Origin of the sequence: Microbulbifer sp. GL-2, from assembly GCF_007183175.1 — a bacterium.
Taxonomy (GTDB): Bacteria; Pseudomonadota; Gammaproteobacteria; order Pseudomonadales; family Cellvibrionaceae; genus Microbulbifer.
The window spans coordinates 1,751,150-1,777,500 of sequence record NZ_AP019807.1; the positions used below are offsets into that span (position 1 = coordinate 1,751,150).

Genomic DNA, 26,351 nt, shown 5'->3' on the forward strand with positions numbered 1-26,351 from the left:
TGTTAGCTGAGTGACAGGAAGAAGGGAGGGGCGCGCGCACTCTGGCGCTCTGGCTGGCAATCGCGCGCGGTTGGCGCAGAGGGCCGTTCATAGTGACTTTGGGGCTCAGCCTGTACGAGCAATGGCTCGCTGCCGAGTGCTGCAGGTGAATGCATGCAGCACAGGTCACACATCTCCACTTGGGTGCTACCCAGGTGAAAGTGCTCCGCCCACAGCGGCTGAGCTGCTACTACGGCGAGTAACAGGAACAGGCTGGCCCAGTATTGGGATTTTCGGCGCTTTAGAGTAACCATGCGGTGCATGATAGGGCTAAACAATTACGAATCAAGTTTCATCTGACACTAGAGAGCCACAGGGGATGTCATTCATCCTATAATTTGCGCCCTCTGTCTTATCGTGCAAATAAGGATCGCTTTCGATGCGTACAGCTAGCGTCACCCGTGACACCCTGGAAACCAAGATTCAAGTCAGCGTTAACCTGGACGGCCAAGGTCATGGCAAGTTCGCGACTGGGGTTCCTTTCCTGGAGCATATGCTCGATCAAATTGCCCGTCACGGCATGATCGACATGGACATTAGCTGCGACGGCGATATTCATATCGACGATCACCATACGGTGGAAGACATAGGCATTACCCTGGGCAAGGCCATTACCGAAGCGCTGGGGGACAAAAAGGGGATGACCCGTTACGGCCACAGCTATGTCCCCTGGATGAGGCCCTTTCCAGAGTAGTGATCGATTTTTCCGGCCGCCCCGGATTGGTGATGGAAGTGCCTTTCACTCAAAAGCGTATCGGCAATTTTGATACTGAACTCTTCTATGAGTTTTTCCAGGGTTTCGTAAATCACGCGCTGGTGACGGTGCATATTGATTGCCTGCGTGGCTATAACGCCCACCACCAGGTGGAGACAGTATTCAAGGCCTTCGGCCGCGCCCTGCGTATGGCGTTGACCCCGGACCCCCGTATGGCCGGCACCATGCCCTCCACCAAAGGAGTCCTGTGATGGGGAAGATCGCTGTACTCGATTACGGTATGGGCAACCTGCACTCGGTGGCCAGCGCCCTGAACAAGGTGGCGCCGGAGGCCGAGGTGATGCTGGCACAAACTCCGGAGCAGGCCGAGGGCGCAGAGCGCCTGGTGGTGCCCGGTGTGGGTGCCATTCGGGATTGTATGGCGGGGTTTGTCGATGCGGGTTTTTCGCCACTGCTTCGTGAGGCCATCAGTGTAGGTACCCCGGTGCTGGGTATCTGTGTGGGTATGCAGATCATGATGCACCACAGCGAGGAGAATAATGGCGTTGATTGCCTGGGGATTTTCCCGGAGCCGGTGAAGTTCTTCGGCGATAACATTCCTCAAGCGCAGGGTGCGGAGAGGCTCAAAGTGCCCCATATGGGTTGGAACAGCGTGCAGCAGCGGCAGTCCCACCCCCTGTGGGCCGATATTGCCGATGGCAGCCGTTTCTACTTTGTCCACAGTTACTATGTGCCGGCTGCTGAAAATCCGGATATTGCCGGGCAAACCGAATACGGTGTCCCCCTGGCTGCCGCAGTTGCCAGGGAGAATATCTTCGCCACCCAATTCCACCCGGAGAAGAGTGCCGAGGTTGGCTTGCAGCTGCTAAAGAACTTTGTCCACTGGAACGGCCGGGCCCAATAGACCCAGCTCACCGATCACACTGAAATTACTGCCGACGTAAGAAAAGACATGATTGTAATTCCCGCGATTGATTTAAAAGACGGCCAATGCGTGCGTCTGCGCCAGGGCGAGATGGATGACGCCACTGTATTTTCCGATGATCCCCTGGCTACAGCCCAGCATTGGGTGAACGAGGGAGCTAAGCGCCTGCACCTGGTGGACCTGAATGGTGCCTTCGCCGGCAACCCGGTGAATGGTGAAGCGGTAACTGCTATCGCCAAACAGTTTCCCGATTTACCGGTGCAAATTGGCGGAGGCATTCGCGATTTGCACACTATCGAGCGCTATCTGGATGCCGGTGTGCAGTGGGGGATTATCGGCACTGCGGCGGTAAAAAATCCCAAGCTGGTGGAAGAGGCGTGTCGCGAGTTTGAGGGCCATATTATTGTTGGACTCGATGCCAAAGATGGCTTGGTGGCTACCGAGGGCTGGGCTGAGGTCTCCGAGCTGAAGGCGACAGAACTGGCCAAGCGCTTTGCCGATTGTGGCGTCAGCTCTATTGTTTATACGGATATTGCCCGCGACGGCATGATGCAGGGCGTCAATATTGAGGCGACCCTGGAAATGGCCCGCGCAGTGCAGGCGCCTATTATTGCCTCTGGCGGTGTCAGCAGTATCGAGGATATCGAACAGCTGTTGGATGCCGGTGAAATCTACGGTGCGATTACCGGTAGGGCGATCTATGAAGACAAGTTGAACCTGCGCGAAGCGCAGCAGCTTTGCGACCAACGGAACAAATAATGGCTCTGGCGAAACGTATTATTCCCTGTCTGGATGTGGACAACGGCCGCGTGGTGAAGGGTGTTAACTTTGTCGATATCCGCGATGCCGGCGACCCGGTGGAAATTGCCCGCCGCTACAACGAAGCGGGTGCGGATGAAATTACCTTCCTAGATATCACCGCCACCCACGAGCAGCGCGATACTATCCTGCATACAGTGGAGAAAATGGCCCACGAGGTGTTTATCCCTCTCACCGTTGGCGGCGGTGTGCGCACCTTGCAAGATATCCGCAACCTGCTGAATGCCGGTGCGGACAAGACTGCAATCAATTCAGCGGCTGTGAAAAATCCCGAGTTTGTGCGCGAGGCCGCCGAGCGCTTTGGCAGCCAGTGCATTGTAGTGGCCATTGATGCCAAACAGGTGGGAGAGGGGCGCTGGGAGATCTTCACCCATGGCGGTCGCCAGCCCACTGGCATTGATGCTGTGGCCTGGGCACGGCAAATGACAGAGTACGGTGCCGGGGAAATACTGCTTACCAGTATGGATCGGGATGGGACTAAGAACGGTTTCGACCTGGGATTGACCAGGGCGGTGACCGAGGCGGTGCCAGTGCCGGTGATCGCTTCCGGTGGCGTTGGAAATCTCCAGCACTTGGCGGAGGGTGTTCTACACGGCGGTGCCGATGCAGTACTGGCAGCCAGTATTTTTCATTTTGGCGAGTACAGCATTGCCGAAGCCAAGGCATATATGCAGGAAGCGGGGATAGAGATGCGCCTGTAGGTGTATTGAATGGCCGCTTGGTAAGTTGGGTTTTGGAAAAGGTTGAAGCAGGTGCGCTGGCAGCGGGCCGTAAGGCCCGCCGCGCGCCAGTTACAGCTTTTCGTCTGCGTGGGCAAAGCGTTCGCGCAGACCCCTGTTCCTGTGAGCGTAGAGATTCAGCCCTTTGAGTACATTGAGTGCTTCGAAGATTTGGTTGTCGCGATCCAGCCAGTTATCGCGCTCGTCCTGTTCGCGCGCGCGGTCCTCAGAAGTGCGATCGGCGCCGCCGTTGCCGTTGTTCAGGTGACCAGCCAGATCGGCTTCGGTGGGTCGCTTGGAGTCTTTCAAACGGGTGATTTTAACCCGTTCCACCACGATATCCGGGGTGATGCCCTGGGCCTGAATCGAACGGCCGTTAGGGGTGAAATAGAGTGCTGTAGTGAGCTTGATGGCGCGCTCATTATTGATGGGAATGACGGTCTGCACCGAGCCCTTGCCAAAGCTGTCGGTGCCCATGACTACGGCGCGGCGATGGTCCTGCAGGGCTCCGGCGACAATTTCCGCCGCTGAAGCGGAGCCGGCATTGATCAGCACTACCAGGGGAGCGCCCTCGGTCAGGTCACCGGGTTCGGCCGAGTAGCTCAGGTTGGCGGCCTCGTTGCGGCCTTCTGTGTAGACCACCAGGCCCTCTTCCAGGAATGCGTCGACCACTTCCACGGAAGATTGCAGCACGCCGCCAGGATTGTTGCGCAGATCAATAATCAGGCCCTTGAGAGCGCCTTTCTTTTGCAGCTTGATCAATTCTTCTGCCACATCTGTGCCTGTATCCAGCTGGAATTGGCTGATGCGCAAGTAACCGTAGCCATCATCGAGGACTCTGCTGCGCACACTGCGCACGCGGACAGTGTCGCGCTTGAGGGTGACGTCGAAGGGTTTCTTATGGCCTTTACGGCCGATGGTCAGAGTGACACTGCTACCCTTGGGGCCGCGCATCCATTCCACGGCCTCATCCAAGCTGACCCCCTTCATGGACTTGCCTGCCAGACGCAGGATTACATCCCCAGCCTTGAGGCCAGCGCGCGAGGCGGGGGTATCGTCCATTGGGGTTACCACAGTAATGTGGTCGTCGGCGATACCAACCTCGATACCGAGGCCGGCAAATTCGCCGGTAGTATTGGCTTGCAGATCGTCAAAGGAGCGGCGGTCCAGGTAGGAGGAGTGTGGGTCGAGGCCTTGCAGCATGCCTTTAATGGCGTATTCGAGCAGGGTGCGGTCGTCCACTTCTTCAACATAGCCCTGGCGGATTTGCTCGAACACCTTGGCAAAGCTGCGCAGGTCTTCCAGTGGCAGGCGCCCGGCGGTCTCGGCGGCGATATCTGGTTGGTTACCGCCTTCGCTGAGACCCATCAACGGCAGTGTTGCGAGGGTGGCCGCTCCGAGAAAGGTGGTCAGCGCCTTGGGGATGAACATGTTGTTGTGACCTCTGCCTTATTTCTTCGCTGCTTTGCGAAAGTGTAGACCGCAGAGATTGGCAGGGATTCTAATATGACGCCAATTTCTACAGTGCCACAGGCTTAGTCGCGATAAAACGAATGGTCTTACAGCTGTGCTGAGTGCAGGTTGGAAAAGCGCCTGGCTTTTTGAAGTAATCGCTTTTTGGGTTGTGTGCTGGCGGCAAAAGATAAATTCCGCCGCCAGTCGTCGGTCAGGAACGGCACCAGGCCGTTGGGTCTTGCGCCTTTCCGTGGCGGCGAATTTCAAAATAGACTCCGCTCTGGGTGTGGCCACCGGTATTACCCACTCGCGCAATAGTATCGCCACTCTCCACCCACTCGCCAATATTGCGAGTGAGAGATTGGTTGTGGGCGTAGAGACTCATATAGCCATCGCCATGGTCGAGAATCACAAGCATGCCGTGGCCACGCAGATAGTCGGAAAATACCACGCGCCCGCGATGTACTGCGCGTACGGGTTCGCCCTCAGCAGCGCGGATAGTCACGCCTTTCCAGGTAATGCCATTGGCGCGACGCTGTCCGTAAGCGTTGGCGCGGCGGCCCTTCACCGGCCACTGCATCTTGCCTCGCTGGCGGGCGAAGGGCTTTTGCTCACCTGGATTTACCAGGGAGGCGATGGCGCGGCCTACTTCATCGATCAGTTTTTGCAGACGTGTACGGTCGCCTTGCAATTGCTTCAGTTCACCACTGCCATCGGCGAGTCTTGCTGCCAGCTGGTCCAGGGTACGTTTGCGGTTCTGCTGGGCGCTACTCAGTTTGCTCTGTCGCTCCTGCAACTGTTTTCTCTCCGTCCCCAGGGTTGCCTGTTCACGCTCAATAGAACTACTGACGGTCTGCAATGAGGAGAGCGTTTCCAGATAATCGTCAATGGTGCGGCTGCGTTCTTGGAGGAAGTAATCGTGGTAGCGGAGTTGGCGGGCGATGTTCTGTGGGTCTTGCTGGTTGAGGAGGAGTTTGATCTGTTCTTGTCGTCCCAGTCGGTAAGCGGCGGCGATCTCCTGTTCGACCCGCCGCTGCATACTTCGCCGGGCCTCCTGTAACTGTTTCTGCTCCTGCCGGAGCTCGCGCAGCTTGTCCGTGCGGCTGCGCATATCCTGCCGGATCTGGTCTATACGCCGATGCAGCCCGGAGATGTCTTTCTCGTTCTCTTCCAGATCTTTGCGCAGCTGGTCGCGCTGACCACGCACCTGGTTGAGTTCCTGTTGCAAGGATTCTATGCGCTGCTTGATTTCCGCAAGGCGCGCCTGTTCATTGCCCTCCGCCTGGCTCCAGGCGGGCAGTGATAGAAGGGCGATCAGGAAGAGTACGAGGGTTTTCATCAGTCCATTTTTACCAAACTGTGGCCGGTCATTTCCGCCGGCTGTGGCAGATCCATTAACGCTAACATGGTTGGCGCCACATCCGCCAGACTACCTCCGTCACACATTTGCACATTGCGTGCGCCGACGTACACGAACGGCACCGGCAGGGTTGAGTGTTGGGTGCTGACCTGGCCGGAGTTGGCGTCGAACATCTCTTCAACATTGCCGTGGTCGGCGGTAATCAGCACTTCGCCACCGGCGGCCAGGGCCGCGTCCACTACTCGCTCGACACACTGGTCCAGGGCTTCTACCGCTTTCACTGCGGCCTCGAATACACCGGTGTGGCCGACCATATCGCCGTTGGCATAATTACAGATAATGGCGTCGTATTCGCCGCTTTCGATCGCTGCTACCAGTTTGTCAGTGACTTCCGGTGCATTCATTTCCGGTTGCAGATCGTAGGTGGCTACATCCGGCGACTTGATCAGCTCGCGGGTTTCGCCTTTGTATGGCTCTTCGCGACCGCCGCTAAAGAAGAAAGTAACGTGGGCATACTTCTCAGTTTCAGCAATACGCAGCTGGGTTTTGTCCTCCGCCGACAGGTATTCACCGAGGGAGTTCACCAGGTTTTCCGGGGGGTAGGCACAGCTGGCGTGGATATCGGCAGCATATTCGGTGGTCATTACAAAATCCGCCAGTTGTGGCCTGGTTTTGCGCTCAAAACCATCGAAGTTCTGTTCGGTGAATGCGCGGGTCAACTGGCGCGCGCGGTCCGGGCGGAAATTCATAAATATAAGGGCGTCACCGTCCCGGATCGGGGCGGGCTCGCCAATAATTGTCGGGGCGACAAACTCATCGTTTTCACCGCGCTCGTAGGCGGCGGAAAGTCCGCCCAGAGCATCGCTGGCATTGTGCTTTGCAGTGCCCAAGGTCAGCATGTCGTAAACGGGTTCGATGCGCTCCCAGCGCTGGTCGCGATCCATGGCGAAATAGCGGCCGGCCAGGGTGGCCATATGGGCGTTGCCGACGGAATCGCACACCTGCATCAGGCGTGCGATGGAGGGCTCGGCACTGCGCGGTGGCGTGTCGCGGCCATCGAGAAAGGCGTGTACGTAGATTGCGCGCGCACCGCGCTGTGCGGCCAGGGTTACCATGGCGACAATATGATCTTCATGGCTGTGTACGCCGCCCTCAGAGAGCAGCCCCATAATATGTACCACGCCATTGTTGGCTATCGCCTTATCTACTGCCGAGGTGTAGGCGCGATTGCGGAAGAAGTCGCCGTCCTGGATCGCTTTATTGATGCGGGTAAAGTTCTGGTAAACCACTCGACCGGCACCCAGAGTCATGTGCCCTACTTCGGAGTTACCCATCTGCCCGTCGGGTAGGCCTACCGCCATACCTGAGGTCTGGATCAGGGTTTTGGGGTAGGTAGCCCAGATCTTGTCCCACACCGGGGACTTCGCGGCGTGAATCGCGTTGTGCTCGGGATTGTCGCTGTGGCCGAAGCCGTCCAGAATCAGCAGGACCAAGGGGCGTTTTTGCGGGGCTTGCGGAGCGGCCATAGCGACGGGCTTCCTGTATTGGGTGGTTTACATTGCGGACGCGGATTTTAACCCGTTCGGCCATCGTTTAACCACGTCGATGAGGATACGCACTGTTCTGCTAAGCCACTGCACGAGTGATGGGAGTACCATATTGCTGGTTAGAAATTCGCCACAATCGTGTATACTCCCGCCAGCTTTGGCGCAGCTGCGCTGTAACGATAACCACTAAGGATTTTGGGGGCGGAGTGGATTTTTTCGTCTTTTTGAGTGAGCAATGGCTGCTGGTCGGCCTGCTCGTAGCTTTGCTCTATGCGCTGGTTTTGAGCGAGCGCTATAAGGCTGGCGTGCCGGTATCCATGCATGAAGTGACCCGGCTGATTAACAGCGATGGGGCCAGGGTGCTCGATATACGCGATCGCAGTGAGTTTACCGCCGGGCATATTGTCGATGCCTTGCATATCCCCCATGGGGAGGTAATCGAACGCATCGCTGAGCTGGAGCCGTTTAAGGACAAGGTATTAATTGTTGCTGACAAAATGGGTCAGCACGCAGGGCCGGTGGGTCGCCAGCTGAAGCAAAAAGGTTTCCAGGTGCGCCGCCTGCAGGGTGGTATGAGCGAGTGGACCAACCAGAACCTGCCTTTGGTCAAGGGTAAAGGCTAGGCCGGCAGGCCGTATTGATGGCGTTAGGCGGAGTTTTGTTATGCAGGATGTAGTCATCTACACCACCCGTTTCTGTCCCTACTGTATTCGCGCCAAGCAGCTGCTCGACAGCAAGGGCGTGAAGTATCGCGAAATCGCAGTGGACAACAAACCACAGTTGCGCGAGCAGATGGCGGCCAAGGCTGGTCGCCGTACAGTACCGCAGATTTGGGTTGGCGAATTTCATGTGGGCGGTTGCGATGAGTTAATGGCGCAGGAGCGCGCCGGCAAGTTGGATAAGCTGCTTAAATCCGCGGGTTGAGAAAGGTTGTCGTCGCGGGCCACACGCGGCAGCAGATTTTTGCTATTTATCCGTTCCGGGCCTTGAAACGGTATTTACAGGCCCCAATCAAAAGGCTCATACAGGGAGTCTTTCTCACGGAAGGCATCAATAAACTTTTATAAAGAACAGGCTGTAACATGGCTGAAGAATTAAACGGCGCGGCGAACGCAGAGGCTCCACAAGTACAATTCGCGATGCAGCGTATCTACCTGAAGGACCTCTCCTTCGAGACCCCCATGGGTGTTGAGGTTTTCAAGAAGCAATGGAAGCCTCAGGTTAATCAGGAACTGAACACCAAAACCGCCAAGGTTGATGAAGACCTGTATGAGGTTGCGCTGACCCTGACTATCACCGTTAAGCTGGAAGAAGACACCGCTTTCCTGGTAGAAGTTAAACAAGCCGGTTTGTTCGGTATCAAAGGCCTGGAAGGTCAGCAGCTGGCTCAGGCTCTGAACACCGCTTGCCCGCAGATCCTGTTCCCGTATGCTCGCGAAGTGATCGACAACGCTGTTGTGAAGGGCTCTTTCCCGGCCCTGATGCTGCCGCCGGTGAACTTCGATGCGCTGTTTGCACAGGCCCTGAACCAGGCGCAACAGCAGACTGAAGGCGCACAGGCCAAAGCGGACGCATAGTCCCGTCTTGCTGGCAAAAAGGCCCCCGAGGGGGCCTTTTTTTATACCTGCGATTTGGAACCCCTGGGCGAATCAGCAGAAATCTGTTTCTATTAGCTCTCAAAATCCAGCCGGGAATTGCCTATGCAGTGGGATTTACCGACCCCCTTTATCCGTAAGGTGACTGTTGGTGCGCAACATGTGGATGGCCTGCGCCACGCCAATAACGCTGAGTATGTGCAGTGGTGTGAAGCCACGGCCTGGGCCCACAGTGCTGAATTGGGACTAGGTGTCAGGAATTACCAGGACCTGGACCGCGGAATGGCCATTCGCCATGGAGAGTATGACTATATACTGGCGGCGAGAGAGGGGGATGAACTGCTATTCGGCACCTGGCTGACAGAAGTAGATGGGCGCCTGAATATGACCCGCCACTTTCAAGTCTTTCGCGCCGCCGATGGGGCATTGGTACTGCGTGCCCAGTGGCGGTTGGTGTGCATCGAGCTGTCCAGTGGCAGGCCGAAACGCATGCCTGTGATCTTCAAGGAAATTTACAGTCCGGCAGTTATTGCCCCGGAGGCTGAGAAAAATGAGTGAAGAGTTTGTAACCCTGACCGAAAACACAGGGGCGCTTAAAGACAAGACCATCTTTATTACCGGTGCCAGTCGCGGTATCGGCCGCGCCATAGCCCTCAAATGCGCAGCGGATGGCGCTAATATTGTCATTGCTGCCAAATCGGCGGAGCCTCATCCCAAGCTGCCTGGCACTATCTTCTCGGTGGCGCAAGAAGTGGAGGGCGCCGGTGGCCAGGCGTTGCCCTTACAGGTAGATGTGCGCGATGAGCAGCGGGTGCAGGAAGCGATGGCACAGGCTGCAGACAAGTTTGGTGGTATTGATGCGGTGATCAACAACGCCGGTGCGATCAACCTGACCAATGTGGAGTCCACCCCGCCCAAACGCTATGACCTGATGCAGAATATCAATAGCCGTGCGGTGTACCTAACGGCTCACCTGGCAATTCCCTACCTGAAAAAATCGGATAACGCTCATATTCTCAGCCTGTGCCCCCCGCTGAACTTACAGCCCAAGTGGCTGGGGCCTTTTGCACCTTACGCTCTGTCCAAGTTCGGTATGACCATCCTGAGCCTGGGGCTGGCGGAGGAATTGCGTGAGACCGGAGTTAGCGTGAATACCCTTTGGCCGCGTACGCTGGTGGCTACCGCGGCAATTGAGTTTGCGGTTGGGAATCGCGAGATGTTTGAGCAGAGCCGCAAGCCGGCGATCATGGCGGATGCCGCCTATGAAGTGCTGGTAACCCGTGAGGGTGCTCTCACAGGACGCCAGCTGATCGATGAAGAGCTGCTGGTAGAGCGCGGTGTAAAGGACTTCACCGACTATGCCCACAACCCGTCCAACGCGGGGGAATTAACCAAGGATTTATTTCTCGACTGACGCTGGCAGGGGGTAGTTCGTGAGCAGCGACAGCAAATTATTCAAAGACGCTCTCGGTGACCTGGGAGATGTTAAACCGCTGGTGCAGGAACGCCGCGTAGCCTTGCGCAAGGATAGTAAGCCACCTGAGCAGATCCTGCGTGAGCGCCGCTCGGCTGCTACCCGCCAGACTGAGCGCGAAATGAATCCCCTGTCCGGCGAATATATCGAGCTGGTGGCGCCCTGGGACCCAATTGAATTCAAACGGGACGGAGTACAGAATGGTGTTTACCGCAACCTGCGCCTGGGCAAGTACACGGTAGATGCGCGCCTTGACCTACACCGTCACTCTGTGGAGATGGCGCGCAGTGTCGTCGTGGAGTTTATACGGGACTGTATCGAGGCGGATGTTCGCTGTGCCCTGATTACTCACGGCAAGGGAGAGGGACGCAAGCAGCCGGCACTGCTGAAGAGCTGTCTCAACCACTGGTTGCCACAGCTGGATGAGGTATTGGCGTTCCATAGTGCGCAAAAACAGCACGGCGGTATGGGTGCGACTTATATATTGTTACGCAAGAGTGAGCGCAAGCGGCAGGAAAACCTGGAAAGGCACCAGCGCCGTCGCCTTTAAGCGCACCGTCATTTTCCTGTCACTTTATGGAATTAGGATGTGCCATAGAGGCTTTCATTAAGTGAATGCGTATCTGGCTCATCATTTTGATTCTTCTTGATTGTGATATTGGCGACCCATTGGGTCGCCTTTTTTATGTGCGGAGCTTTTCTGGGAGCAGCTTTAGCGCATAATTTTATCTACCCGATCAAACTCGAGTTGGGTGTTACTGTCGCGGCTGCTCAAGATTAATTTATCCCCAACCATTTCGAGGAGGCGGACCTTGCGCAGTGCCCTCAGGTAGTCGGTTTCCAGCCCATCGCTTGGGTGGGCCCGGCCTTTGCGTGAGATGGCTGGGGTTGTCGACCAGGATAAATCTCCGCTGCTTTCCAGTGAAAATCGTCCCAGGTAGGGATTAACACCGCCGCTACCACGGACAAAGCCGAAGCGATCGCAGGTAAAAAATGGCCTTTCGCGCCAGAACTTCCGCCACAGGAGAAGATATTCATAGGTGCGTTCGCCGTCTTTCAGGCTCGACAGAACCCACTCGTGATTACATGCGGACCAGGCCGAATGCCGCAAGGGCTGGGGCTGACTGGGGGCGTCAAAGGACGTGCACCCGAAAAGAAACAGGGTGAGCAAGGTGGGGATCATAAGCTGCAAGCGTAAGTGGTCTCGCGGCATGATGTCGTTCTCATGAGTTTTGCGACATTTAATCGTAAAAACTACCAGTGGTCTGTGGTGGTGTTCAAGGTCCTGCACGGACATATTCAATGTAAATCTCACCGGAGGCATCGCGTAGGATCAGTCGTTTGCCCCGAGATTTGGTAAAAGCCTGACGAGTACCAGACAGTGCGCGCAGATAGGTGTGCTCCTGCTGTAGCAGTTGGGGTGGGGCGCCCATCTTGGTGGAGACAAAGCTGGAGGTATCCCACAGCATCTGGCCATTATCGGTAACCTGTAGTTCTCCACGATAGGTGTTAACGCCACTGCGCCCCATCACATTGCCATCTTGGTTGCATAGGAAAGTGAAGTTCTCTGGCCCCTGGATCGGAATAGTGCCACCGTTGACCCGCAGGCGTACCAGCTGCCACTTCTTACCGCACACACTTGTAGCATTGCCGGCATTTTGTATCACCCGCGCTTCTTCCTTGCCAGTTGTCAGGCATCCGCCGATCACTAGCAGGGCTCCAAGTAGCCACAGTTGCATCAACCTGCTCATCGGTGAATGACCTCCTTATCCACTTCTACGATTCCTTACTGGCAAGGTGCCAGATCCGGACTTCGGCTCATACATAAGCTTAGTAATGGATTGTGCTGGAGAGTCGACAGGAGTGACAAGCTATGCTTCCACTGTGATAGGAGCAGGTATTCAGGGACTGATACAGGATTTGATTCGGCATGATCAGACGCACAAAAATTGTCGCAACCCTCGGTCCTGCCAGCGATCGTGGCAATACCCTGCGCCAGTTGATTGCGGAGGGAGTTAACACTGTGCGCCTTAACTTTTCTCACGGCGATACTGCAGATCATCGCCGCCGTGCAGAACAGGTTCGCGCAGAGGCTGCGCGTCAGGGGTGTCACGTCGCTATCCTGGGGGATTTACAGGGGCCAAAAATCCGCGTTGGCAAGTTCAGTGACGGTGGTGTCCAGCTGGAAAACGGTTTGCCGTTTGTTTTAGATCCGTCCCGCCCCGATGGGCAGGGCGATAGTGACGGGGTATCAGTGGACTATCCGCAATTAGCCCAGGACTGCATCCTCGGAGACAGCTTGCTGCTGGATGATGGGCGTCTCAGGTTGCGGGTAAAAAAAATCGAAGGGGCGGCGGTAATTACTGAGGTGGAGTCCGGCGGCTGGCTGTCAGATCGCAAGGGCATTAACAAGCAGGGTGGTGGCCTCACTGCCCCGACCCTGACTGAGAAAGACTTGCGGGATATTCAGGTTGCTGCGGAGTTGCAATTGGATTTTCTCGCCGTCTCCTTTCCCCGTGAAGCGCAGGATATCCACCGCGCACGGGAATTACTACGGCAGGCGGGTGGCACATCCCAGATAGTAGCCAAGATAGAGCGCGCCGAGGCGGTGTCCAGTGATGAGCATCTGGAAAAGCTGATTCTGGCAAGCGATGTCATTATGGTGGCACGCGGTGATCTCGCGGTGGAAATTGGTGATGCCGAATTAATGGGGGTGCAAAAGCACCTGATAAAACTTGCGCGCTACTTGAACCGCACTGTGATAACCGCAACCCAGATGATGGAGTCGATGATATCCAGCCCGGTTCCGACCCGGGCCGAAGTGTGCGATGTCGCCAATGCGGTTCTGGATGGTACTGATGCGGTGATGTTGTCGGCGGAAACCGCCAGCGGCCAATACCCGGTGGAAACTGTGCGGCACATGGCTGAAGTGATTATTGGAGCGGAAAAGCACCGAGCCACCCAAAGGCCCATGGATGTTTTACGCGGTGATTACCCAGCTGGGGATGCCTGTATTGCCGTTGCCGCTATAACCATCGCCAATCATTGCCGGGATATCAAGGCGATTATTTGCCAGACAGAAACTGGTAATACCGCTCTGCTAATGTCGCGGGTTCGTGCAGTAATACCTATTTATGCTTTTTGTCGACACCGCCGGATCTGTAATCGGGTGGCCCTGTATAGGGGTGTCGACCCGGTATTAATGGCAGTGGCGGGTATGGATGGCCCATCCAGAGACCAGAAGGCGATTGATCATCTGAAACAGCGAAAATTATTGCTACCGGGAGATTTCGTTCTGGTATCGCGCGGTTATCAGCAGGATATCGGTGGCCACACAGATACTCTGCGGGTTGTGCGGGTTGAGTAAAAAGCAGATTGCCCGGTTTTTAAATTTCTAATTTAAATATAAACAGGAACTTTAAAAGCCTTTTTTACCCCGATCGGCTACAGCGAACCAGGATTTTGCTTTCCAGCTCCTGCTCCACGCAATGAAATTTCTGGCCATTCAATGATAAGGATTTGGGAGTTCCCTTGGGCGCGGTTGTCGAACAACCGGCAACTCCTGTTGCCAGGGCCACGGCAAGCAGAACCAGCAGCAATTTCTGCACCGTAGTTACCTCTTGGCTTGCGAAAAATTGTGCAAGCTTGTGATGTGTCTTTTCTCAGGTTAGAGGGAATAGCTGTCAAAGTGAGGATTAAGGCGACAATTTGTAAAATGTGGCGACAGTGAGCCCATAAGGACAAGAGAAATTAACTCGGAGGGTTTTTTCCATTTCTTGATATTGAAGTTCTGTGGGCTCGGCTTTAAGGGGGAATGAATATCTCAAGGTGTAATTTTTCTCTGAAATTTAATACCCCCACCGGGACTGGGTAAGTCCGGGTGGGGGTGAAAATTTTTATAACAGCGGATGGCTAGCGTCTTCCACGATGATGTCCACCACGTGCTCGATATCCACCGCGTACGCGATGGTGACCGCGATGTCCTCTATACCCGCGGTGACTGCGATATCCCCGGTGACCGCGATATCCGCGATGGTATCCGCGTACGCGCAGGTATGATGGGCGGGGAGAGTAAAAGCGGTTGTAATAGGGCAGCCCGCGATAGTAGTACCTCGCCCGGTAACGGGGATTGCCACGTAATGCCGGAGAGCGGTAATAGGAATAGGCGCCACCATAATAGTAACCGTAGCGTGGCGTTACCCGATAGTACTGATAGACCGGTGTCCGGTATGAGACATAGACATTACTGGAAGGGTAATAGTTAGGGGTAGCGTAAGGATAAACATAAGAGGAGGTATAGGCGACTCCCCCCCACCGTAATAACCACCGGTTGTACAAGCCCCCATAGTAAGGGCCGTACATACCGTGGCGGCGATAATCACCGTCTTAACAGCTCTATTCATAGTGCGTTCTCCGGTAAGTGGAATTTCCCCCCGGAGAGGCCTTGCCCACAGGGGACAAGCCCCTTACGTGTGCCAAGCAGGCGAACACTAAATTTCGGAATTAATAAGGTCTGGCGCGAAAGCGTGGGTCAGGGGGATCAAGAACCTGGAAGCCCCTGTTCACTACTGCCGGTGGTCTCAGGCGATAGAAATTGCCGTCCCAGTAAAAATTGCAATGCTGCACGTTGTGGCAAGTGCCATCGGGATGGCAGTGGGCATAGCGGCCGCGCAGGTTGTAATAGGTCTTACTGTAATAAGGGCTATATCCGTAATAACTGGCTGAGCAATCGTTACTACCACAGGGATAGCCGGATCCGTTACAGGCCGAGAGGGAGAGCCCTGCTGCGATAGCGAGCACACAGCCAGCGCCACACAGCAGCCTTCTGGACAGCGGTTTCATCAAGACCTCCACGCCTTTTGGCGGGTAAAACGTCTAATAATCAGCCTAGCACTTTTGTCGCAAAAATCATCACAAAGACAAAAAAATGTTCTAGTAGCTCAATTTTTCGGTTTATTTGTATCGATGGGAGGGGGGGGGTGAAAAATTCCGATCTGGAACCCCATCTGTCTGGACCAAAACGGTAAGGTGGGTAAGGGGGCAAAACCACTAAATATGCACAAAATACGGAGCGATGATTCGCTCCGTATTTTGTCAAAGAGGCTTCTGTCAGCTGTGGTTGCTGCAGGAGCTGGATCGAATTAACTGGCGCTTGGCAGTACTATCGGATCGACGGCCTGCAGATAAACGCCGCTACTCAGCAACTGTTTGGCTTCTTCAATATCCGGAGCAAAATAACGGTCCTTATCGTAGAAAGGTACGCGCTCGCGCAGTTTTGCCTTGGCGGCTTCCAGTTTTTCTGTGGACTTCAATGGTGCGCGGAAATCCAGCCCCTGGCAGGCGGCAAGCAGTTCTACGGCAAGGATGCCACAGGTATTATCGGCCATATCTCGCAGGCGACGGCCGGCGAAAGTGGCCATCGAGACATGGTCTTCCTGGTTGGCTGAGGTGGGCAGGGAGTCCACGCAGGCGGGATGTGCTATGGATTTGTTTTCGCTGGCCAAGGCGGCGGCAGTGACCTGGGCGATCATAAAGCCAGAATTGACCCCACCATTTTCCACCAAGAAAGGTGGCAGGCCGGACAGGTTGCTGTCGATCAGTAATGCCATACGGCGTTCGGACAGCGAACCAATTTCCGCCAGCGCCAGTGCGAGATTATCGGCGACCATGGCCACTGGTTCTGCATGGAAATTGCCACCGGAAATGATATCGGAGTTTTCCGGATTCTCCGCATCGGTAAATACCAATGGGTTATCGGATACACCATTCGACTCGGCCAGTAATACTTCGGCAGCGAAGCGCATTTGCTGCAGGCAGGCGCCCATTACCTGGGGCTGGCAGCGCAGGGAGTAGGGGTCCTGCACTTTTTCGCAGAATTCGTGGGAGTCGCCGATCTGGCTGGTCTCACCGAGCAGCTCCCGATATACGGCTGCCACATCTCGCTGTGCGCGCTGGCCGCGTGCGTTGTGGATGCGGTCGTCGAAGGGGCGGCGCGAGCCTTTGGCGGCTTCGAGTGTTATGGCACCGGCAACCAGTGCGCCGGCGAACAGGTCTTCGCTGGCAAACAGTCCCTTTAGGGCAAAGGCAGTGGACGCCTGGGTGCCATTCAAAAGTGCCAAGCCCTCTTTGGGAGCCAGAGTAATGGGCTCCAGGCCGGCGGCCTTAAGACCTTCATGGGCGCTTTTGCGCTCGCCCTTGATAATTACTTCACCCTCGCCCAACAGAACCACACTCATATGGGCTAAAGGCGCAAGATCGCCGGAAGCACCTACGGAGCCCTTCTCTGGGATTGCAGGGTAAACGCCAGCATTAACCAGCTGCATCAGCGCCTCGATAACTTGTGGGCGCACGCCAGAAAAACCACGGGCGAGGGAATTGATTTTTAGCACCATTAACAGACGCACGGTGGCTTCACTCATAAAGTTGCCGGTGCCGGCGGCATGGCTCAAAACGATAGCGCGCTGCAGGTTTTCCAGATCGTGCTTTTCGATACGGGTGTTTGCCAATAATCCAAACCCAGTATTGATACCGTAAACCGTGCGACCTTCAGTAATTACCTCGGCAACGGTATGAGCGGAGGCTTCGATAGCGGGGTAGGCACTTTTTGCCAGGGATAACTGAACTGACTCGCGAGCAACACGGCGCAGCTGTGCCAGGCTCAGTTGGCCAGGATTTATTTCCAATTGATACATAAATAATTTCACCAATAAACATTTACTGCCTTGGCGCCAGCTTGAGCACGGCCCAATATCAATTTATCGGGTAGTGTATTAAATTTGCCGACGCAATTTTTATTGCGGTAAAAAATCAGTCTTTCAACATTGGCAGGTCCAGGCCCTGCTCTTTCGCACAGTTTTTTGCAATTTCATATCCGGCATCGGCATGACGCATCACACCAGTGGCGGGGTCGTTCCAGAGAACGCGCTCAATACGTTTACCTGCCGCTTCGGTGCCGTCACACACAATCACTACACCAGAATGCTGGGAGAAGCCCATGCCCACACCACCGCCATGGTGCAGGGACACCCATGTGGCACCGGAGGCAGTGTTAAGCAGCGCGTTCAGCAGCGGCCAGTCGGAGACGGCGTCGGAGCCGTCCATCATGGCTTCGGTTTCGCGGTTGGGGCTGGCTACAGAGCCGCTGTCGAGGTGATCGCGGCCGATTACTACCGGCGCTTCCAATTCACCGTTGGCCACCATTTCGTTAAACGCCAATGCCAGGCGCGCGCGATCTTTCAGGCCCACCCAACAGATACGTGCGGGCAGTCCCTGGAAGTGAATGCGCTCGCGAGCCATATCGAGCCAGTTGTGCAGTTGTGGATTGTCGGGAATCAGTTCTTTAACTTTTGCATCGGTCTTGTAGATATCCTCCGGGTTGCCGGACAGGGCGGCCCAACGGAAAGGACCTACACCTTCGCAGAACAGCGGGCGAATATAGGCGGGTACAAAACCGGGAAAATCAAAGGCATTTTCCACACCTTCTTCGAGGGCCATCTGACGAATATTATTGCCGTAGTCGAGGGTGGCGGCGCCTCGCTTCTGCAGTTCCAGCATGGCTTCGACCTGAACAGCCATGGATTGCTTGGCCGCTTTCACTACTGCAGCTTCGTCCTTTTTACGCATTTCCGCAGCGTATTCCATAGACCAGCCTTTGGGCAGGTAGCCATTTAAAGGGTCGTGTGCGGAAGTCTGGTCGGTAACCGAGTCCGGCAGGATATTGCGCTGGACAACTTCCGGGAAAATATCGGCTGCATTGCCCAGCAGGCCCACGGAAACAGCTTTGCCCTTTTCCGTAGCCTCTCCAATCATTTGCAGTGCTTCATCAAGGCTGGTGGCTTTTTTGTCTACATAGCCGGTGCGCAGACGGAAATCGATGCGGGTTTCATCGCACTCCACCGCAATCATGCTGAATCCAGCCATGGTGGCTGCCAGTGGCTGCGCACCGCCCATGCCGCCGAGGCCAGCGGTCAGAATCCATTTGCCTTTTGCTTCGCTATCAAAATGTTTGCGTGCAACTGCAGCAAAGGTTTCGTAGGTGCCCTGCACGATGCCTTGGGAACCTATATAAATCCAGGAGCCGGCAGTCATCTGGCCGTACATTGCCAGGCCTTTTTTATCCAGCTCATTGAAGTGTTCCCAGTTGGCCCAATGGGGTACCAGGTTGGAATTGGCAATTAACACACGCGGCGCGTCGGCGTGGGTTTTAAATACGCCTACGGGCTTGCCGGACTGTACCAAGAGAGTTTCATCGTCTTCCAAGCGCTTGAGTACTTCGACAATCTTATCGAAGCACTCCCAATCTCTCGCGGCACGGCCGATACCGCCGTAAACCACCAGGTCTTCCGGGCGTTCTGCCACTTCGGCGTCCAGGTTGTTCATTAACATGCGCAGGGGAGCTTCGGTGAGCCAGCTTTTGGCATTGAGTTTTGTGCCGTGAGGAGCGCTGATTTTACGGCTTGGATCGTGACGTTTATCGGTGGGCATGGGTTCCTCGCAAGAAATGTCTGGTAAAAATTCACTTGCCTCTGTTTCTGGCTATCTGGCCAGCAGGGGCATCATCGGGGATAAATCAGTAACTAGAATCTCAGTTGTGCTCCCAGGCGATAACGGTTCCCCGGATGCACTAGGCGTGCAAAACTCACGGTGCCGGCACTGCTCTTGGTGCGCCGCCAAACCTGTAAGCATGCATCGCCGGTCGCTATTTCCAGGGCGTAGGCGATGGATGCCTCCGCGGCAATTGCCTCCACGGTAGTGTCTGCCTCGGTTAAAGGTGCGACCCTGGAAAGATAGGCGTTGGGCGTGGTATGGGCGAAATCCTGTTGCAGGTATTCCGGGGCCAGGGCCGGATTGGTAAAGCGCTCTTCCCACTGGATTGGCAGGCTGTTATCGCAGTGCACAATAATGGAGTGAAATACCTTGGCCTGTTCGGGTACTTCCAGAGCACGGGCCACCTCTGCACTAGCCATACACTGCTGCGCCAGCAAAATTCGGTTGCTGTAGCTGTGTCCCCGTGCAGAAATCTCATCGGCAATATTGCGCACCTCCAGCAGGGAGCCTGCCGGCACAGGCTCGGCGACAAATGTACCAAGCCCCTGGGAACGCATCAGTACCCTTTCATCGGTCAATTCGCTCAACGCGCGCCTGGCAGTCATGCGACTGACGCTAAATTCCTGCGCAAGCTGGTTTTCCGAGGGCACCTGGAAGTGGATGGGCCAGGCACCGGATTCAATTTTTTGACGGATATGGCGTTTAATCGCCGCGTAGCGTGGTTCGCTTGCAGTATTCATAGACTCAGGTAAAGTGCTGAATGTTCTTGTATATGGTTGTATATACAAGATTGTTTGCGGCTACTATGGTGGCCAGAATGATGACTGTCAAGCCGTGGCTATGGCCTGTATCCTGAACGCCTCGGTTTTCACCCGGCAGCCTTGCTGGGATCTATGGTTTAAGAAGGGAAAGCGCGCCGCTAGAAGCTTATGACAGAACGCTGTGACCTACTGATTACAAATGTGAATGCCGCCACCATGGACCCCTCGATTGTGGGGGCCTACGGTGCTGTGGAGGATGCCGCTGTAGCGGTGACCGGTGGCAAGATTGTCTGGCTGGGGCCACGCCGGGAATTGCCGGACTGCGCCCCAGATGAAATTGTGGATGGTGAAGGCCAGTGGCTGACGCCTGGCCTGATCGATTGTCATACCCATTTGATATACGGCGGTCATCGAGCTGGTGAGTTCGCCCGCCGCCTGGGAGGGGAGAGCTACGAAGAGGTGGCCCGAGCCGGCGGTGGTATTATCTCTACGGTGCGCGCCACCCGCGCAGCCAGTGCCGAGCAACTGTATCGATTATCTGAACCGCGCCTGCATGCCCTGATGTCTGAAGGGGTTACCACGGTGGAAATTAAATCCGGTTACGGCCTGGACCTGGACACAGAGCTTAAACAGTTGCGCACAGCCCGCCGCCTGGCCCAACACAATACAGTGAATATTGTGACCAGTTGCCTGGCTGCTCATGCCCTGCCACCGGAATACGACGGCCGTGCCGATGAATATATCGACCTGATTTGCGAGCAGATCCTGCCGGCGGTGGCCCGTGAGCAGCTGGCTGATGCTGTGGATATGTTTTGTGAAACCATCGGCTTCTCCGTGGATCAGTGTCAGCGAGTAATTGATGCCGCAAAGAAGCTGGATCTACCGGTAAAAGTTCACGCCGAACAGCTTGCCCGCACTGGTGCTACCGCCATGGCTACCAAGGCAGGCGCGCTGTCTGTAGACCATATCGAATACATCAGCGACGCAGACGTATTGGCTATGGCTGAGAGTGGTACCGTCGCAGTACTGTTGCCTGGCGCTTTTTATACCTTGCATGAAACCCAGGTTCCGCCAATAGAAAAGTTGCGTGACTCGGGAGTGTGTATGGCCCTGTCTACCGACTTGAACCCTGGCAGTTGCCCCATCGCTTCTCTGCGCCTGATGATGAATATGGGCTGTAACCTGTTTGGGCTTACCCCTGCTGAAGCGTTGGCTGGTGTGACCCGCTCGGCGGCGCGCGCATTGGGGCTGTGCTGCTCCCGTGGTGTACTGCGCCCGGGGCTGCGTGCAGATATGGTGCTGTGGCCAATGGATACCCCGGACCTGCTGGCTTACGAAGTGGGTGCGCTGAAGCCCGCACAAATTTTCCTCGGAGGTAGAGATGTTACAGCTGGCTGATATGCACCTGTGGAGTGGCCGCACCGATAGCGAGGATGGCCGCGCCGGTGAGCGCTGGCACCAGCGAATTTCGCCACTGCAGCTGGATAACCCTCCGGGAATCGCCATATTAGGTTTTGCCTCCGATGAGGGAGTGCGTCGTAACAAAGGGCGTATCGGTGCTGCCAAAGGGCCGCGCATCCTGCGCCTGGCTATGGCCAACCTGCCGGCCACTTTTGATTTGCCGCTTTATGATGCGGGTAATGTGCGTGTGGAGCGCGAGGATCTGGAGTCCGGCCAGGCGCTATTGGGTGCGCGAATTAATGAGCTGCTGGACAATGGCCACTTCCCAATGATTCTAGGCGGCGGCCATGAAATTGCCTTCGGTAGTTACCAGGGCATTGCGCGTTGGATGCGTGAGCAACAGCGGGATAAAAGCCTGGGAATAATTAATTTTGATGCGCACCTGGACCTTCGTATCCCTGCGCCCAAGGGCTCCTCGGGGACACCCTTTTATCAAATTGCCGAGCAGTGCCAGATCAACGGTCGGCCATTTAATTATCTCTGTGTTGGTGCTGCCGATAATGCCAACACGCCGGCTCTATATAACCGTGCTGATGAGCTGGGTGTTGAGGTAATTCGAGATAGAGAAATCAGCAGCTGGAACCTGGAAAAGGTGAAAGACCAGATTCGTGATTTCACCGATAGAGTTGATTTTGTTTATCTCACTGTGTGCCTGGATGTATTGCCTGCTGCAGTGATGCCGGCTGTCAGTGCCCCATCTGGTCGGGGCGTGCCGTTGGAATTACTTGAAGTTCTACTGGATACGGTACTGAGTTCCAATAAAGTCTGTCTTGCGGATATGGCTGAATTCAATCCCTACTTTGATATTGAAGATCATGCTGCACGGACGGCGGCACGACTCGGTTTCCAAATAGTAAATAGTGCGGCCAATCGGGTCTCCTGAGTTTCTTTTTAAATTAATATTTAGAAAGGGTTGCGGCGATAGTTATCAGCCGCAAGCCTGTATTACCTGTGAAATGATGAATTACATCCGCATACTGTTTTGACTCCTTTACTTTTTGCCGGATTGATCACCAACTGAATGCTTCCAGAGGCCAGAATGATAAAAAACCTGGAAATTCACCATCTAAAAACACTGAAAGCACTGTATGAATTTGGAAGCTTATCCCGGGCCTCAGAACACCTGCAGATATCCCAGCAGGCCGTAAGTTCGCAGCTGAAGAGAATCAGAGTGCTTGTTGGGGATAATTTGTTTGTGCGAACCGGCCATGGAATGGCGCCCACTAATTATGCAAGGTTGATAGAACCACAAGTCTATCGAGTACTTGCTCTTATCAATGAGATTCCTGCACCGGATGCTATCGATTTAAAAAGTGCGCAAAGGACATTAGTAATATCCGCAACAGATTACACACAAAAAATCATTCTTTCCGAGCTAATTGACGAATTGAGAAATTATGCGCCCAATACGAGGCTAGTAGTCACAAATATCGAAAGTGCCACTTTGCCCCAAAAAATGCATCAAGGTGAGATCGATCTTGCTTTTACCTCTGAAGGCTACGTACCGGAAGGCCTGGAGTCTGTATCATTATTTACAGAGAAGTATCTGTGTGTAACGGCAAAGAAAGAACTTTCCTCAGAAGGAGCTCTGTCGATTGATGAATTGGTTGGCTACAGATTCATAATTACTTCACCCAGTGTGGGTGGCCTGAAAGGGTCGGCGGATCGCTGGTTTGAAAATCAGGGGCTGCAAAGGGATGTGGTTATTTCTGTTCCATCATTTTTTATGGCCAAGGAATATCTGAAGAAAACTGATGCAGTTGGTTTTATACCATCCCGTCTATTACCAGAAAAAGGGTTGTACGATATTTCTCTTGAAAAATATCCACCAGGATATGAAGTCGTGGCAGCTTTTCATCCCAGTGCGCGGCATGATCCGCTAGTGGGCTGGTTAATTGATAAGCTCACGGAAAGATTCCGTAATCAATAAACGATAGCTTGTACCCGTAACAAGTCTGGATTGATCGCTCAACCGGGCCATCCCCCATACTATAAGCCTTCAGTTATCTGATGATTTATAGGCTTTACATGAGTATTGTAAATATTAATCCGGCATCGCTTTATGATGGCAGTCCGTTCAGCCTTTCCCAGGCCAGAGTGGATACAGACTGTAATTTGATATTTGTATCCGGACAGGTGGACTGGGATACGGACTGTGAAGTAATCAATAACACAATTGAGGCACAGACTGAAAGTGCGGCTAAAAACCTACTTACCGTTTTAACCGAAGGTGGTTCTGCGGTTGAAAATTTACTGCACCTGCGCATTTATGTCAGAGGCGAACTTGGTGACCATATACCTAAGGTCGTACCAATTATCGCAAAATATTTAGGTGCCCCCCGTCCAGCGATAACCGGAATAGGGGTGGCGTCCTTGGCCACGCCAGAGACATTAATTGAAATCGAAGCTGTGGCTAAAATATCAACTTAGACATTTCCAAGTAGCCCTGTGAGCGGGGCTACTGCGCTTTTCTCGGAATACCTTAGGTGTCCCCTTGGTTGAAAGTCAGCCTGTGCCAAAGCTTATCGTAACGTTATTAACTGGATCTATTACTGGTTTCAGGTCGAGACGTGCAGGCGCACATCGACATTACCACGGGTTGCATTGGAGTAAGGACAAACTTCTTCATGGGCGGTATTAGTAAGTTTCTCTGCTGTGGTCTGATCCAACCCTGGAAGATGAATATAAAGATCAATACCTAAACCAAAACCAAAACCCTTGCCCTGCGGACCTATTCCAACTTCAGCACGCACTGTGGTCTCATCAGCCACTTTTACTTTTTCCTTGCCAGCGACAAACTTGATAGCACCAATAAAGCACGCAGCATAGCCTGTGGCAAATAGCTGCTCCGGGTTGGTACCCTTACCGCCAGTGCCCCCTAATTCCTTTGGCATACTGAGCTTTACATGCAGTTTCCCATCTGAAGATTCGGCTTCGCCTTCGCGGCCACCGTGGGCTGTAGCTACAGCTTTATATAAAGCTTGCATATAAATGTCCTCTCGATCGTCTTGGAAACAGTGGAGTTACCTGAGAGTCAGCATATGTTCCAGGTAGCTGTGAATGTCGGCTATTGGTAAAGCAAGTGAACCAGCAAAGGCTGCGGTAACCCATGACCTCTGCGTGGTTAGATCGTTAAAGAAAAAGTAGCTGAAATTTGGCCCATTGCTAAGACTGGTGTCTGCGATTAAGCGCCTGTTGGCTCTATAGAGCCTATTGGTCGTGGCTGGGCCCTGATCGCCAGCAGATGAGGGCAGGGCACACACCTCATTGATAGCGAATTGAGTTAAAACACCGAAGGTTTTCGATGGGTGAAAAGAACAAAAGCAGGGCATCCTAATCCTGCCCACTGGCTGATTCAATTCTACATCAGCAGCTCCATACGGCACCTAGGTGGTACCGGTTACACTCTTCGTGGTGAAGATTTTTGTAAGGTTTTTGGTGCCGTCGATACAGTAGCTTACATAGATGATGGAGTAGCCGGTGGAATTGCGGGACCAATTATTTCAACAAGCGATAGCGGAGTATACCGAGGGCATCTCTCGTGTGGTGAGCAGCTACGTGCGCTCCAAGGTGGAGCATGAAGACTTATTGCAGGAGATATGGCTGGGGCTATGGCGAGCCCTACCAGCTTTTCGTGGTGATGCCAGCCTAAAAACCTTTGTATATCGTATTGCCCATAACCGCTGTGTAACGGAGATTGCCAGGCGAAAACCTCAGCATGATGGTGAAAATGAGCTTATGGAGTTAGAAGATAGCCAGCCGGGCCCTGCAGAGTGCCTGGATGCTGAACGTAAATCTGAGCGGCTGGTCCATGCTGTGCAGCAATTGCCTCTAGGACTTAGGCAGACATTGACTCTCCGCCTGGAAGGGTTTAGTTATGCAGAAATATCTGAGGTTTTGGGTATTAGCGAATCAAATATTGCTGTGCGTCTTAACCGAGCAAAAGAGCGCCTTAATATCAGCCTTTCAGGGGGTGCGAAATGAAAGCCGCTGGCACTGAAGAGCAATGGTCGGAACTGGAAAGCTTGTGGAAAGAGCAGCCGGTTCGCTCTGAGGTACCCAATGAGATTTTGAGCTGGGTACGTCGTCAGGAGCGGCGTATGCGTTTGGTTTTAGCTTCCGAGTGGCTAATGTGGGTGGCAATTGGATTTTTCCTGGTCAAGGTAATACTGGATCAGAGCCTACCGGACGCCCCTGCCAGATTGTTTTTTGCTTTTAGCATGTTTGCTTTGGGCTTGGGATTTTCCATAGTTAATCGGCGTGGTTTATGGGCTCCTCTGGAGGAAACTGCTCAAGCCTATGTCAATCTTGCACTTTTAAGATTGAGGCGTAAACGTCGAGAAGTACATTTTAGCTGGTTGTTTCTACTTATACAGCTGGTAATTATCAATATTTGGCACTTTGGATCTACTAGCTTGGGGTTAGAAATACCGGTAATACGCAACCCAGAGAGTTTCTTAATTTTTTGTGCTGGAATGATTGCCTTTCTGTCAGTGTATAGTACTTACATCTATTGGCGCACCGGGCGTGAAAAATCGAGCTTGAAGGAATTACAAAAAAAATATCTCAATTAATGTAAAGAAAATAAATCGGACGAGACTGTAAGTAATAAGTAAATAAAAATTCGCAATAAGGAGAAGCAATTTATGTTTACAGATCTCGACCAGTTGGTTGCCAGCTTTTTGGAAATCCTCAGTGGTATCAGTGCGTACAAAGGTTTTGTTTTTGTTACTTTTTTCTTGCTAGTTTGTTTTTTGCCTTCGATAGTTGCGTTTTTTTTTAACCGTAAGCACTTCCCAAAGATCGTTGCAGCCAATGTGCCCGCAACGCTTTCCTGGATCGCTTGGCTTGCACTGTTGGCTTGGGCGTTTACAGGTAAGCGCAGGAGTAAGGAGAAGGGTGAAAAGTTGGATGTGCAGAATAAAAGCCCTATT

30 protein-coding genes and 1 pseudogene (1 of these 31 cut by a window edge) are annotated in these 26,351 nt (G+C 53.9%); 19 read left to right on the top strand and 12 right to left on the bottom strand.

Features of this window, described 5'->3' with window-relative positions; all coding sequences use genetic code 11:
• Positions 1 to 2 precede the first annotated feature (2 nt).
• On the bottom strand, positions 3 to 317 hold the full coding sequence (locus GL2_RS07660; protein WP_143730097.1) for a hypothetical protein: 315 nt from the start codon (positions 315 to 317) through the stop codon (positions 3 to 5).
• Between the two features lie 101 nt (positions 318 to 418).
• On the opposite strand from GL2_RS07660, the pseudogene hisB reads away from it, so the two are divergent.
• The 4 genes and pseudogenes from hisB to hisF all read left to right on the top strand — a co-directional run bounded on the left by hisB (position 419) and on the right by hisF (position 3,199).
• A pseudogene (hisB, locus tag GL2_RS07665) lies at positions 419 to 1,005 on the top strand (imidazoleglycerol-phosphate dehydratase HisB).
• Positions 1,005 to 1,658: an imidazole glycerol phosphate synthase subunit HisH gene (hisH, locus tag GL2_RS07670; RefSeq protein WP_143730098.1), complete on the top strand. Its 654-nt coding sequence runs from the start codon at positions 1,005 to 1,007 to the stop codon at positions 1,656 to 1,658. The pseudogene hisB and the gene hisH overlap by 1 nt, the downstream one beginning before the upstream one ends.
• Before the next feature lie 48 nt (positions 1,659 to 1,706).
• Positions 1,707 to 2,438, top strand: coding sequence for a 1-(5-phosphoribosyl)-5-[(5-phosphoribosylamino)methylideneamino]imidazole-4-carboxamide isomerase (hisA, locus tag GL2_RS07675; protein ID WP_143730099.1), 732 nt, complete (start codon positions 1,707 to 1,709; stop codon positions 2,436 to 2,438).
• Positions 2,438 to 3,199, top strand: coding sequence for an imidazole glycerol phosphate synthase subunit HisF (hisF, locus tag GL2_RS07680; RefSeq protein ID WP_143730100.1), 762 nt, complete (start codon positions 2,438 to 2,440; stop codon positions 3,197 to 3,199). Before hisA ends, hisF begins: the two co-directional genes overlap by 1 nt.
• A gap of 90 nt (positions 3,200 to 3,289) precedes the next feature.
• Here the strand turns inward: hisF and GL2_RS07685 are convergent, their stop codons facing one another.
• From GL2_RS07685 to gpmI, 3 genes are all read right to left on the bottom strand, one after another.
• On the bottom strand, positions 3,290 to 4,648 hold the full coding sequence (locus tag GL2_RS07685) for a S41 family peptidase (RefSeq protein ID WP_143730101.1): 1,359 nt from the start codon (positions 4,646 to 4,648) through the stop codon (positions 3,290 to 3,292).
• 235 nt (positions 4,649 to 4,883) lie between these two features.
• The gene (locus GL2_RS07690) at positions 4,884 to 6,011 is read right to left on the bottom strand and encodes a murein hydrolase activator EnvC (protein WP_143730102.1); all 1,128 of its coding nucleotides are present in this window, start codon (positions 6,009 to 6,011) and stop codon (positions 4,884 to 4,886) included.
• Complete coding sequence (gene gpmI, locus GL2_RS07695) at positions 6,011 to 7,558, bottom strand: 2,3-bisphosphoglycerate-independent phosphoglycerate mutase (protein ID WP_143730103.1); 1,548 nt, start codon at positions 7,556 to 7,558, stop codon at positions 6,011 to 6,013. The genes GL2_RS07690 and gpmI overlap by 1 nt, the downstream gene beginning before the upstream one ends.
• A 227-nt stretch (positions 7,559 to 7,785) precedes the next feature.
• Between gpmI and GL2_RS07700 the strand changes: the two genes are divergently transcribed.
• From GL2_RS07700 to smrA, 6 genes are all read left to right on the top strand, one after another.
• On the top strand, positions 7,786 to 8,202 hold the full coding sequence (locus GL2_RS07700) for a rhodanese-like domain-containing protein (RefSeq protein WP_143730104.1): 417 nt from the start codon (positions 7,786 to 7,788) through the stop codon (positions 8,200 to 8,202).
• Positions 8,203 to 8,242: 40 nt separating this feature from the next.
• On the top strand, positions 8,243 to 8,503 hold the full coding sequence (gene grxC / locus GL2_RS07705) for a glutaredoxin 3 (protein ID WP_143730105.1): 261 nt from the start codon (positions 8,243 to 8,245) through the stop codon (positions 8,501 to 8,503).
• A gap of 158 nt (positions 8,504 to 8,661) precedes the next feature.
• The gene (secB, locus tag GL2_RS07710) at positions 8,662 to 9,156 is read left to right on the top strand and encodes a protein-export chaperone SecB (RefSeq protein WP_143730106.1); all 495 of its coding nucleotides are present in this window, start codon (positions 8,662 to 8,664) and stop codon (positions 9,154 to 9,156) included.
• Between the two features lie 123 nt (positions 9,157 to 9,279).
• Positions 9,280 to 9,732, top strand: a complete 453-nt coding sequence (locus tag GL2_RS07715; protein WP_143730107.1) for a thioesterase family protein — start codon at positions 9,280 to 9,282, stop codon at positions 9,730 to 9,732.
• A complete protein-coding gene (locus GL2_RS07720; protein WP_143730108.1) occupies positions 9,725 to 10,588 on the top strand; it encodes an NAD(P)-dependent oxidoreductase in 864 nt (287 codons plus the stop codon). Before GL2_RS07715 ends, GL2_RS07720 begins: the two co-directional genes overlap by 8 nt.
• A 19-nt stretch (positions 10,589 to 10,607) precedes the next feature.
• Positions 10,608 to 11,198, top strand: a complete 591-nt coding sequence (gene smrA / locus GL2_RS07725; protein WP_143730109.1) for a DNA endonuclease SmrA — start codon at positions 10,608 to 10,610, stop codon at positions 11,196 to 11,198.
• A 162-nt stretch (positions 11,199 to 11,360) separates the two neighbouring features.
• Here the strand turns inward: smrA and GL2_RS07730 are convergent, their stop codons facing one another.
• Both GL2_RS07730 and GL2_RS07735 read right to left on the bottom strand, forming a co-directional pair.
• Positions 11,361 to 11,861, bottom strand: a complete 501-nt coding sequence (locus GL2_RS07730) for an META domain-containing protein (RefSeq protein WP_172621088.1) — start codon at positions 11,859 to 11,861, stop codon at positions 11,361 to 11,363.
• Positions 11,862 to 11,925: 64 nt separating this feature from the next.
• Positions 11,926 to 12,399, bottom strand: a complete 474-nt coding sequence (locus tag GL2_RS07735) for an META domain-containing protein (RefSeq protein WP_143730111.1) — start codon at positions 12,397 to 12,399, stop codon at positions 11,926 to 11,928.
• Between the two features lie 179 nt (positions 12,400 to 12,578).
• On the opposite strand from GL2_RS07735, the gene pyk reads away from it, so the two are divergent.
• Positions 12,579 to 14,015, top strand: coding sequence for a pyruvate kinase (gene pyk / locus GL2_RS07740; protein WP_143730112.1), 1,437 nt, complete (start codon positions 12,579 to 12,581; stop codon positions 14,013 to 14,015).
• 64 nt (positions 14,016 to 14,079) lie between these two features.
• Here pyk and GL2_RS21450 read toward each other — a convergent pair whose 3' ends face one another.
• Positions 14,080 to 14,256: a hypothetical protein gene (locus GL2_RS21450; protein WP_172621089.1), complete on the bottom strand. Its 177-nt coding sequence runs from the start codon at positions 14,254 to 14,256 to the stop codon at positions 14,080 to 14,082.
• 300 nt (positions 14,257 to 14,556) lie between these two features.
• Here GL2_RS21450 and GL2_RS07745 point away from each other — a divergent pair, with 300 nt between their 5' ends.
• On the top strand, positions 14,557 to 14,913 hold the full coding sequence (locus GL2_RS07745) for a hypothetical protein (protein WP_143730113.1): 357 nt from the start codon (positions 14,557 to 14,559) through the stop codon (positions 14,911 to 14,913).
• 238 nt (positions 14,914 to 15,151) lie between these two features.
• On the opposite strand, the gene GL2_RS07750 is transcribed toward GL2_RS07745, so the two are convergent.
• From GL2_RS07750 to hutC, 4 genes are all read right to left on the bottom strand, one after another.
• Positions 15,152 to 15,490 carry a hypothetical protein gene (locus GL2_RS07750; protein ID WP_143730114.1) on the bottom strand — a complete coding sequence of 113 codons (339 nt, stop codon included), beginning with the start codon at positions 15,488 to 15,490 and terminating at the stop codon, positions 15,152 to 15,154.
• A 299-nt stretch (positions 15,491 to 15,789) separates the two neighbouring features.
• Positions 15,790 to 17,340, bottom strand: coding sequence for a histidine ammonia-lyase (gene hutH / locus GL2_RS07755; RefSeq protein WP_143730115.1), 1,551 nt, complete (start codon positions 17,338 to 17,340; stop codon positions 15,790 to 15,792).
• A gap of 115 nt (positions 17,341 to 17,455) precedes the next feature.
• Entirely contained in the window at positions 17,456 to 19,132 is a 1,677-nt protein-coding gene (gene hutU, locus GL2_RS07760) for a urocanate hydratase (protein WP_143730116.1), read from the bottom strand.
• A 92-nt stretch (positions 19,133 to 19,224) separates the two neighbouring features.
• Positions 19,225 to 19,935 (bottom strand): histidine utilization repressor, encoded by a 711-nt coding sequence (gene hutC, locus GL2_RS07765; protein ID WP_143730117.1) that lies wholly within the window; start codon positions 19,933 to 19,935, stop codon positions 19,225 to 19,227.
• A 189-nt stretch (positions 19,936 to 20,124) separates the two neighbouring features.
• Between hutC and hutI the strand changes: the two genes are divergently transcribed.
• From hutI to GL2_RS07785, 4 genes are all read left to right on the top strand, one after another.
• Positions 20,125 to 21,354: an imidazolonepropionase gene (hutI, locus tag GL2_RS07770; protein WP_143730118.1), complete on the top strand. Its 1,230-nt coding sequence runs from the start codon at positions 20,125 to 20,127 to the stop codon at positions 21,352 to 21,354.
• Entirely contained in the window at positions 21,338 to 22,300 is a 963-nt protein-coding gene (gene hutG / locus GL2_RS07775) for a formimidoylglutamase (protein ID WP_143730119.1), read from the top strand. The genes hutI and hutG overlap by 17 nt, the downstream gene beginning before the upstream one ends.
• Before the next feature lie 156 nt (positions 22,301 to 22,456).
• On the top strand, positions 22,457 to 23,347 hold the full coding sequence (locus tag GL2_RS07780) for a LysR family transcriptional regulator (RefSeq protein ID WP_143730120.1): 891 nt from the start codon (positions 22,457 to 22,459) through the stop codon (positions 23,345 to 23,347).
• Between the two features lie 98 nt (positions 23,348 to 23,445).
• Positions 23,446 to 23,847, top strand: a complete 402-nt coding sequence (locus tag GL2_RS07785; protein WP_143730121.1) for a RidA family protein — start codon at positions 23,446 to 23,448, stop codon at positions 23,845 to 23,847.
• Between the two features lie 128 nt (positions 23,848 to 23,975).
• On the opposite strand, the gene GL2_RS07790 is transcribed toward GL2_RS07785, so the two are convergent.
• The gene (locus GL2_RS07790; RefSeq protein WP_143730122.1) at positions 23,976 to 24,404 is read right to left on the bottom strand and encodes an organic hydroperoxide resistance protein; all 429 of its coding nucleotides are present in this window, start codon (positions 24,402 to 24,404) and stop codon (positions 23,976 to 23,978) included.
• A 493-nt stretch (positions 24,405 to 24,897) separates the two neighbouring features.
• Here GL2_RS07790 and GL2_RS07795 point away from each other — a divergent pair, with 493 nt between their 5' ends.
• The 3 genes from GL2_RS07795 to GL2_RS07805 form a co-directional block, all read left to right on the top strand.
• On the top strand, positions 24,898 to 25,401 hold the full coding sequence (locus tag GL2_RS07795; RefSeq protein WP_143730123.1) for an RNA polymerase sigma factor: 504 nt from the start codon (positions 24,898 to 24,900) through the stop codon (positions 25,399 to 25,401).
• Positions 25,398 to 25,991: a DUF1673 family protein gene (locus GL2_RS07800; RefSeq protein WP_143730124.1), complete on the top strand. Its 594-nt coding sequence runs from the start codon at positions 25,398 to 25,400 to the stop codon at positions 25,989 to 25,991. Before GL2_RS07795 ends, GL2_RS07800 begins: the two co-directional genes overlap by 4 nt.
• Positions 25,992 to 26,063: 72 nt before the next feature.
• Positions 26,064 to 26,351, top strand: the 5' portion of a protein-coding gene (locus tag GL2_RS07805; protein WP_143730125.1) for a superinfection immunity protein. The gene runs 45 nt beyond the window's last position; only the first 288 of its 333 coding nucleotides appear in the window; its start codon is at positions 26,064 to 26,066; the stop codon falls past the right edge of the window.

Excerpts from the sequence above, each read along its gene's own strand:
- hutG (WP_143730119.1), top strand. The coding sequence starts at position 21,338 with ATGTTACAGCTGGCTGATATGCACCTGTGGAGTGGCCGCACCGATAGC.
- secB (WP_143730106.1), top strand. The coding sequence starts at position 8,662 with ATGGCTGAAGAATTAAACGGCGCGGCGAACGCAGAGGCTCCACAAGTA.
- GL2_RS07780 (WP_143730120.1), top strand. The coding sequence starts at position 22,457 with ATGATAAAAAACCTGGAAATTCACCATCTAAAAACACTGAAAGCACTG.
- GL2_RS07785 (WP_143730121.1), top strand. The coding sequence starts at position 23,446 with ATGAGTATTGTAAATATTAATCCGGCATCGCTTTATGATGGCAGTCCG.
- hutH (WP_143730115.1), bottom strand. The coding sequence starts at position 17,340 with ATGTATCAATTGGAAATAAATCCTGGCCAACTGAGCCTGGCACAGCTG.
- hisA (WP_143730099.1), top strand. The coding sequence starts at position 1,707 with ATGATTGTAATTCCCGCGATTGATTTAAAAGACGGCCAATGCGTGCGT.
- GL2_RS07685 (WP_143730101.1), bottom strand. The coding sequence starts at position 4,648 with ATGTTCATCCCCAAGGCGCTGACCACCTTTCTCGGAGCGGCCACCCTC.
- GL2_RS07750 (WP_143730114.1), bottom strand. The coding sequence starts at position 15,490 with ATGAAACCGCTGTCCAGAAGGCTGCTGTGTGGCGCTGGCTGTGTGCTC.
- hutU (WP_143730116.1), bottom strand. The coding sequence starts at position 19,132 with ATGCCCACCGATAAACGTCACGATCCAAGCCGTAAAATCAGCGCTCCT.
- GL2_RS07735 (WP_143730111.1), bottom strand. The coding sequence starts at position 12,399 with ATGAGCAGGTTGATGCAACTGTGGCTACTTGGAGCCCTGCTAGTGATC.
- GL2_RS07790 (WP_143730122.1), bottom strand. The coding sequence starts at position 24,404 with ATGCAAGCTTTATATAAAGCTGTAGCTACAGCCCACGGTGGCCGCGAA.
- gpmI (WP_143730103.1), bottom strand. The coding sequence starts at position 7,558 with ATGGCCGCTCCGCAAGCCCCGCAAAAACGCCCCTTGGTCCTGCTGATT.
- hutI (WP_143730118.1), top strand. The coding sequence starts at position 20,125 with ATGACAGAACGCTGTGACCTACTGATTACAAATGTGAATGCCGCCACC.
- GL2_RS07800 (WP_143730124.1), top strand. The coding sequence starts at position 25,398 with ATGAAAGCCGCTGGCACTGAAGAGCAATGGTCGGAACTGGAAAGCTTG.
- grxC (WP_143730105.1), top strand. The coding sequence starts at position 8,243 with ATGCAGGATGTAGTCATCTACACCACCCGTTTCTGTCCCTACTGTATT.
- GL2_RS07715 (WP_143730107.1), top strand. The coding sequence starts at position 9,280 with ATGCAGTGGGATTTACCGACCCCCTTTATCCGTAAGGTGACTGTTGGT.
- hutC (WP_143730117.1), bottom strand. The coding sequence starts at position 19,935 with ATGAATACTGCAAGCGAACCACGCTACGCGGCGATTAAACGCCATATC.
- GL2_RS07690 (WP_143730102.1), bottom strand. The coding sequence starts at position 6,011 with ATGAAAACCCTCGTACTCTTCCTGATCGCCCTTCTATCACTGCCCGCC.
- GL2_RS07745 (WP_143730113.1), top strand. The coding sequence starts at position 14,557 with ATGGCTAGCGTCTTCCACGATGATGTCCACCACGTGCTCGATATCCAC.
- hisH (WP_143730098.1), top strand. The coding sequence starts at position 1,005 with ATGGGGAAGATCGCTGTACTCGATTACGGTATGGGCAACCTGCACTCG.
- pyk (WP_143730112.1), top strand. The coding sequence starts at position 12,579 with ATGATCAGACGCACAAAAATTGTCGCAACCCTCGGTCCTGCCAGCGAT.
- hisF (WP_143730100.1), top strand. The coding sequence starts at position 2,438 with ATGGCTCTGGCGAAACGTATTATTCCCTGTCTGGATGTGGACAACGGC.
- GL2_RS07720 (WP_143730108.1), top strand. The coding sequence starts at position 9,725 with ATGAGTGAAGAGTTTGTAACCCTGACCGAAAACACAGGGGCGCTTAAA.
- GL2_RS07730 (WP_172621088.1), bottom strand. The coding sequence starts at position 11,861 with ATGCCGCGAGACCACTTACGCTTGCAGCTTATGATCCCCACCTTGCTC.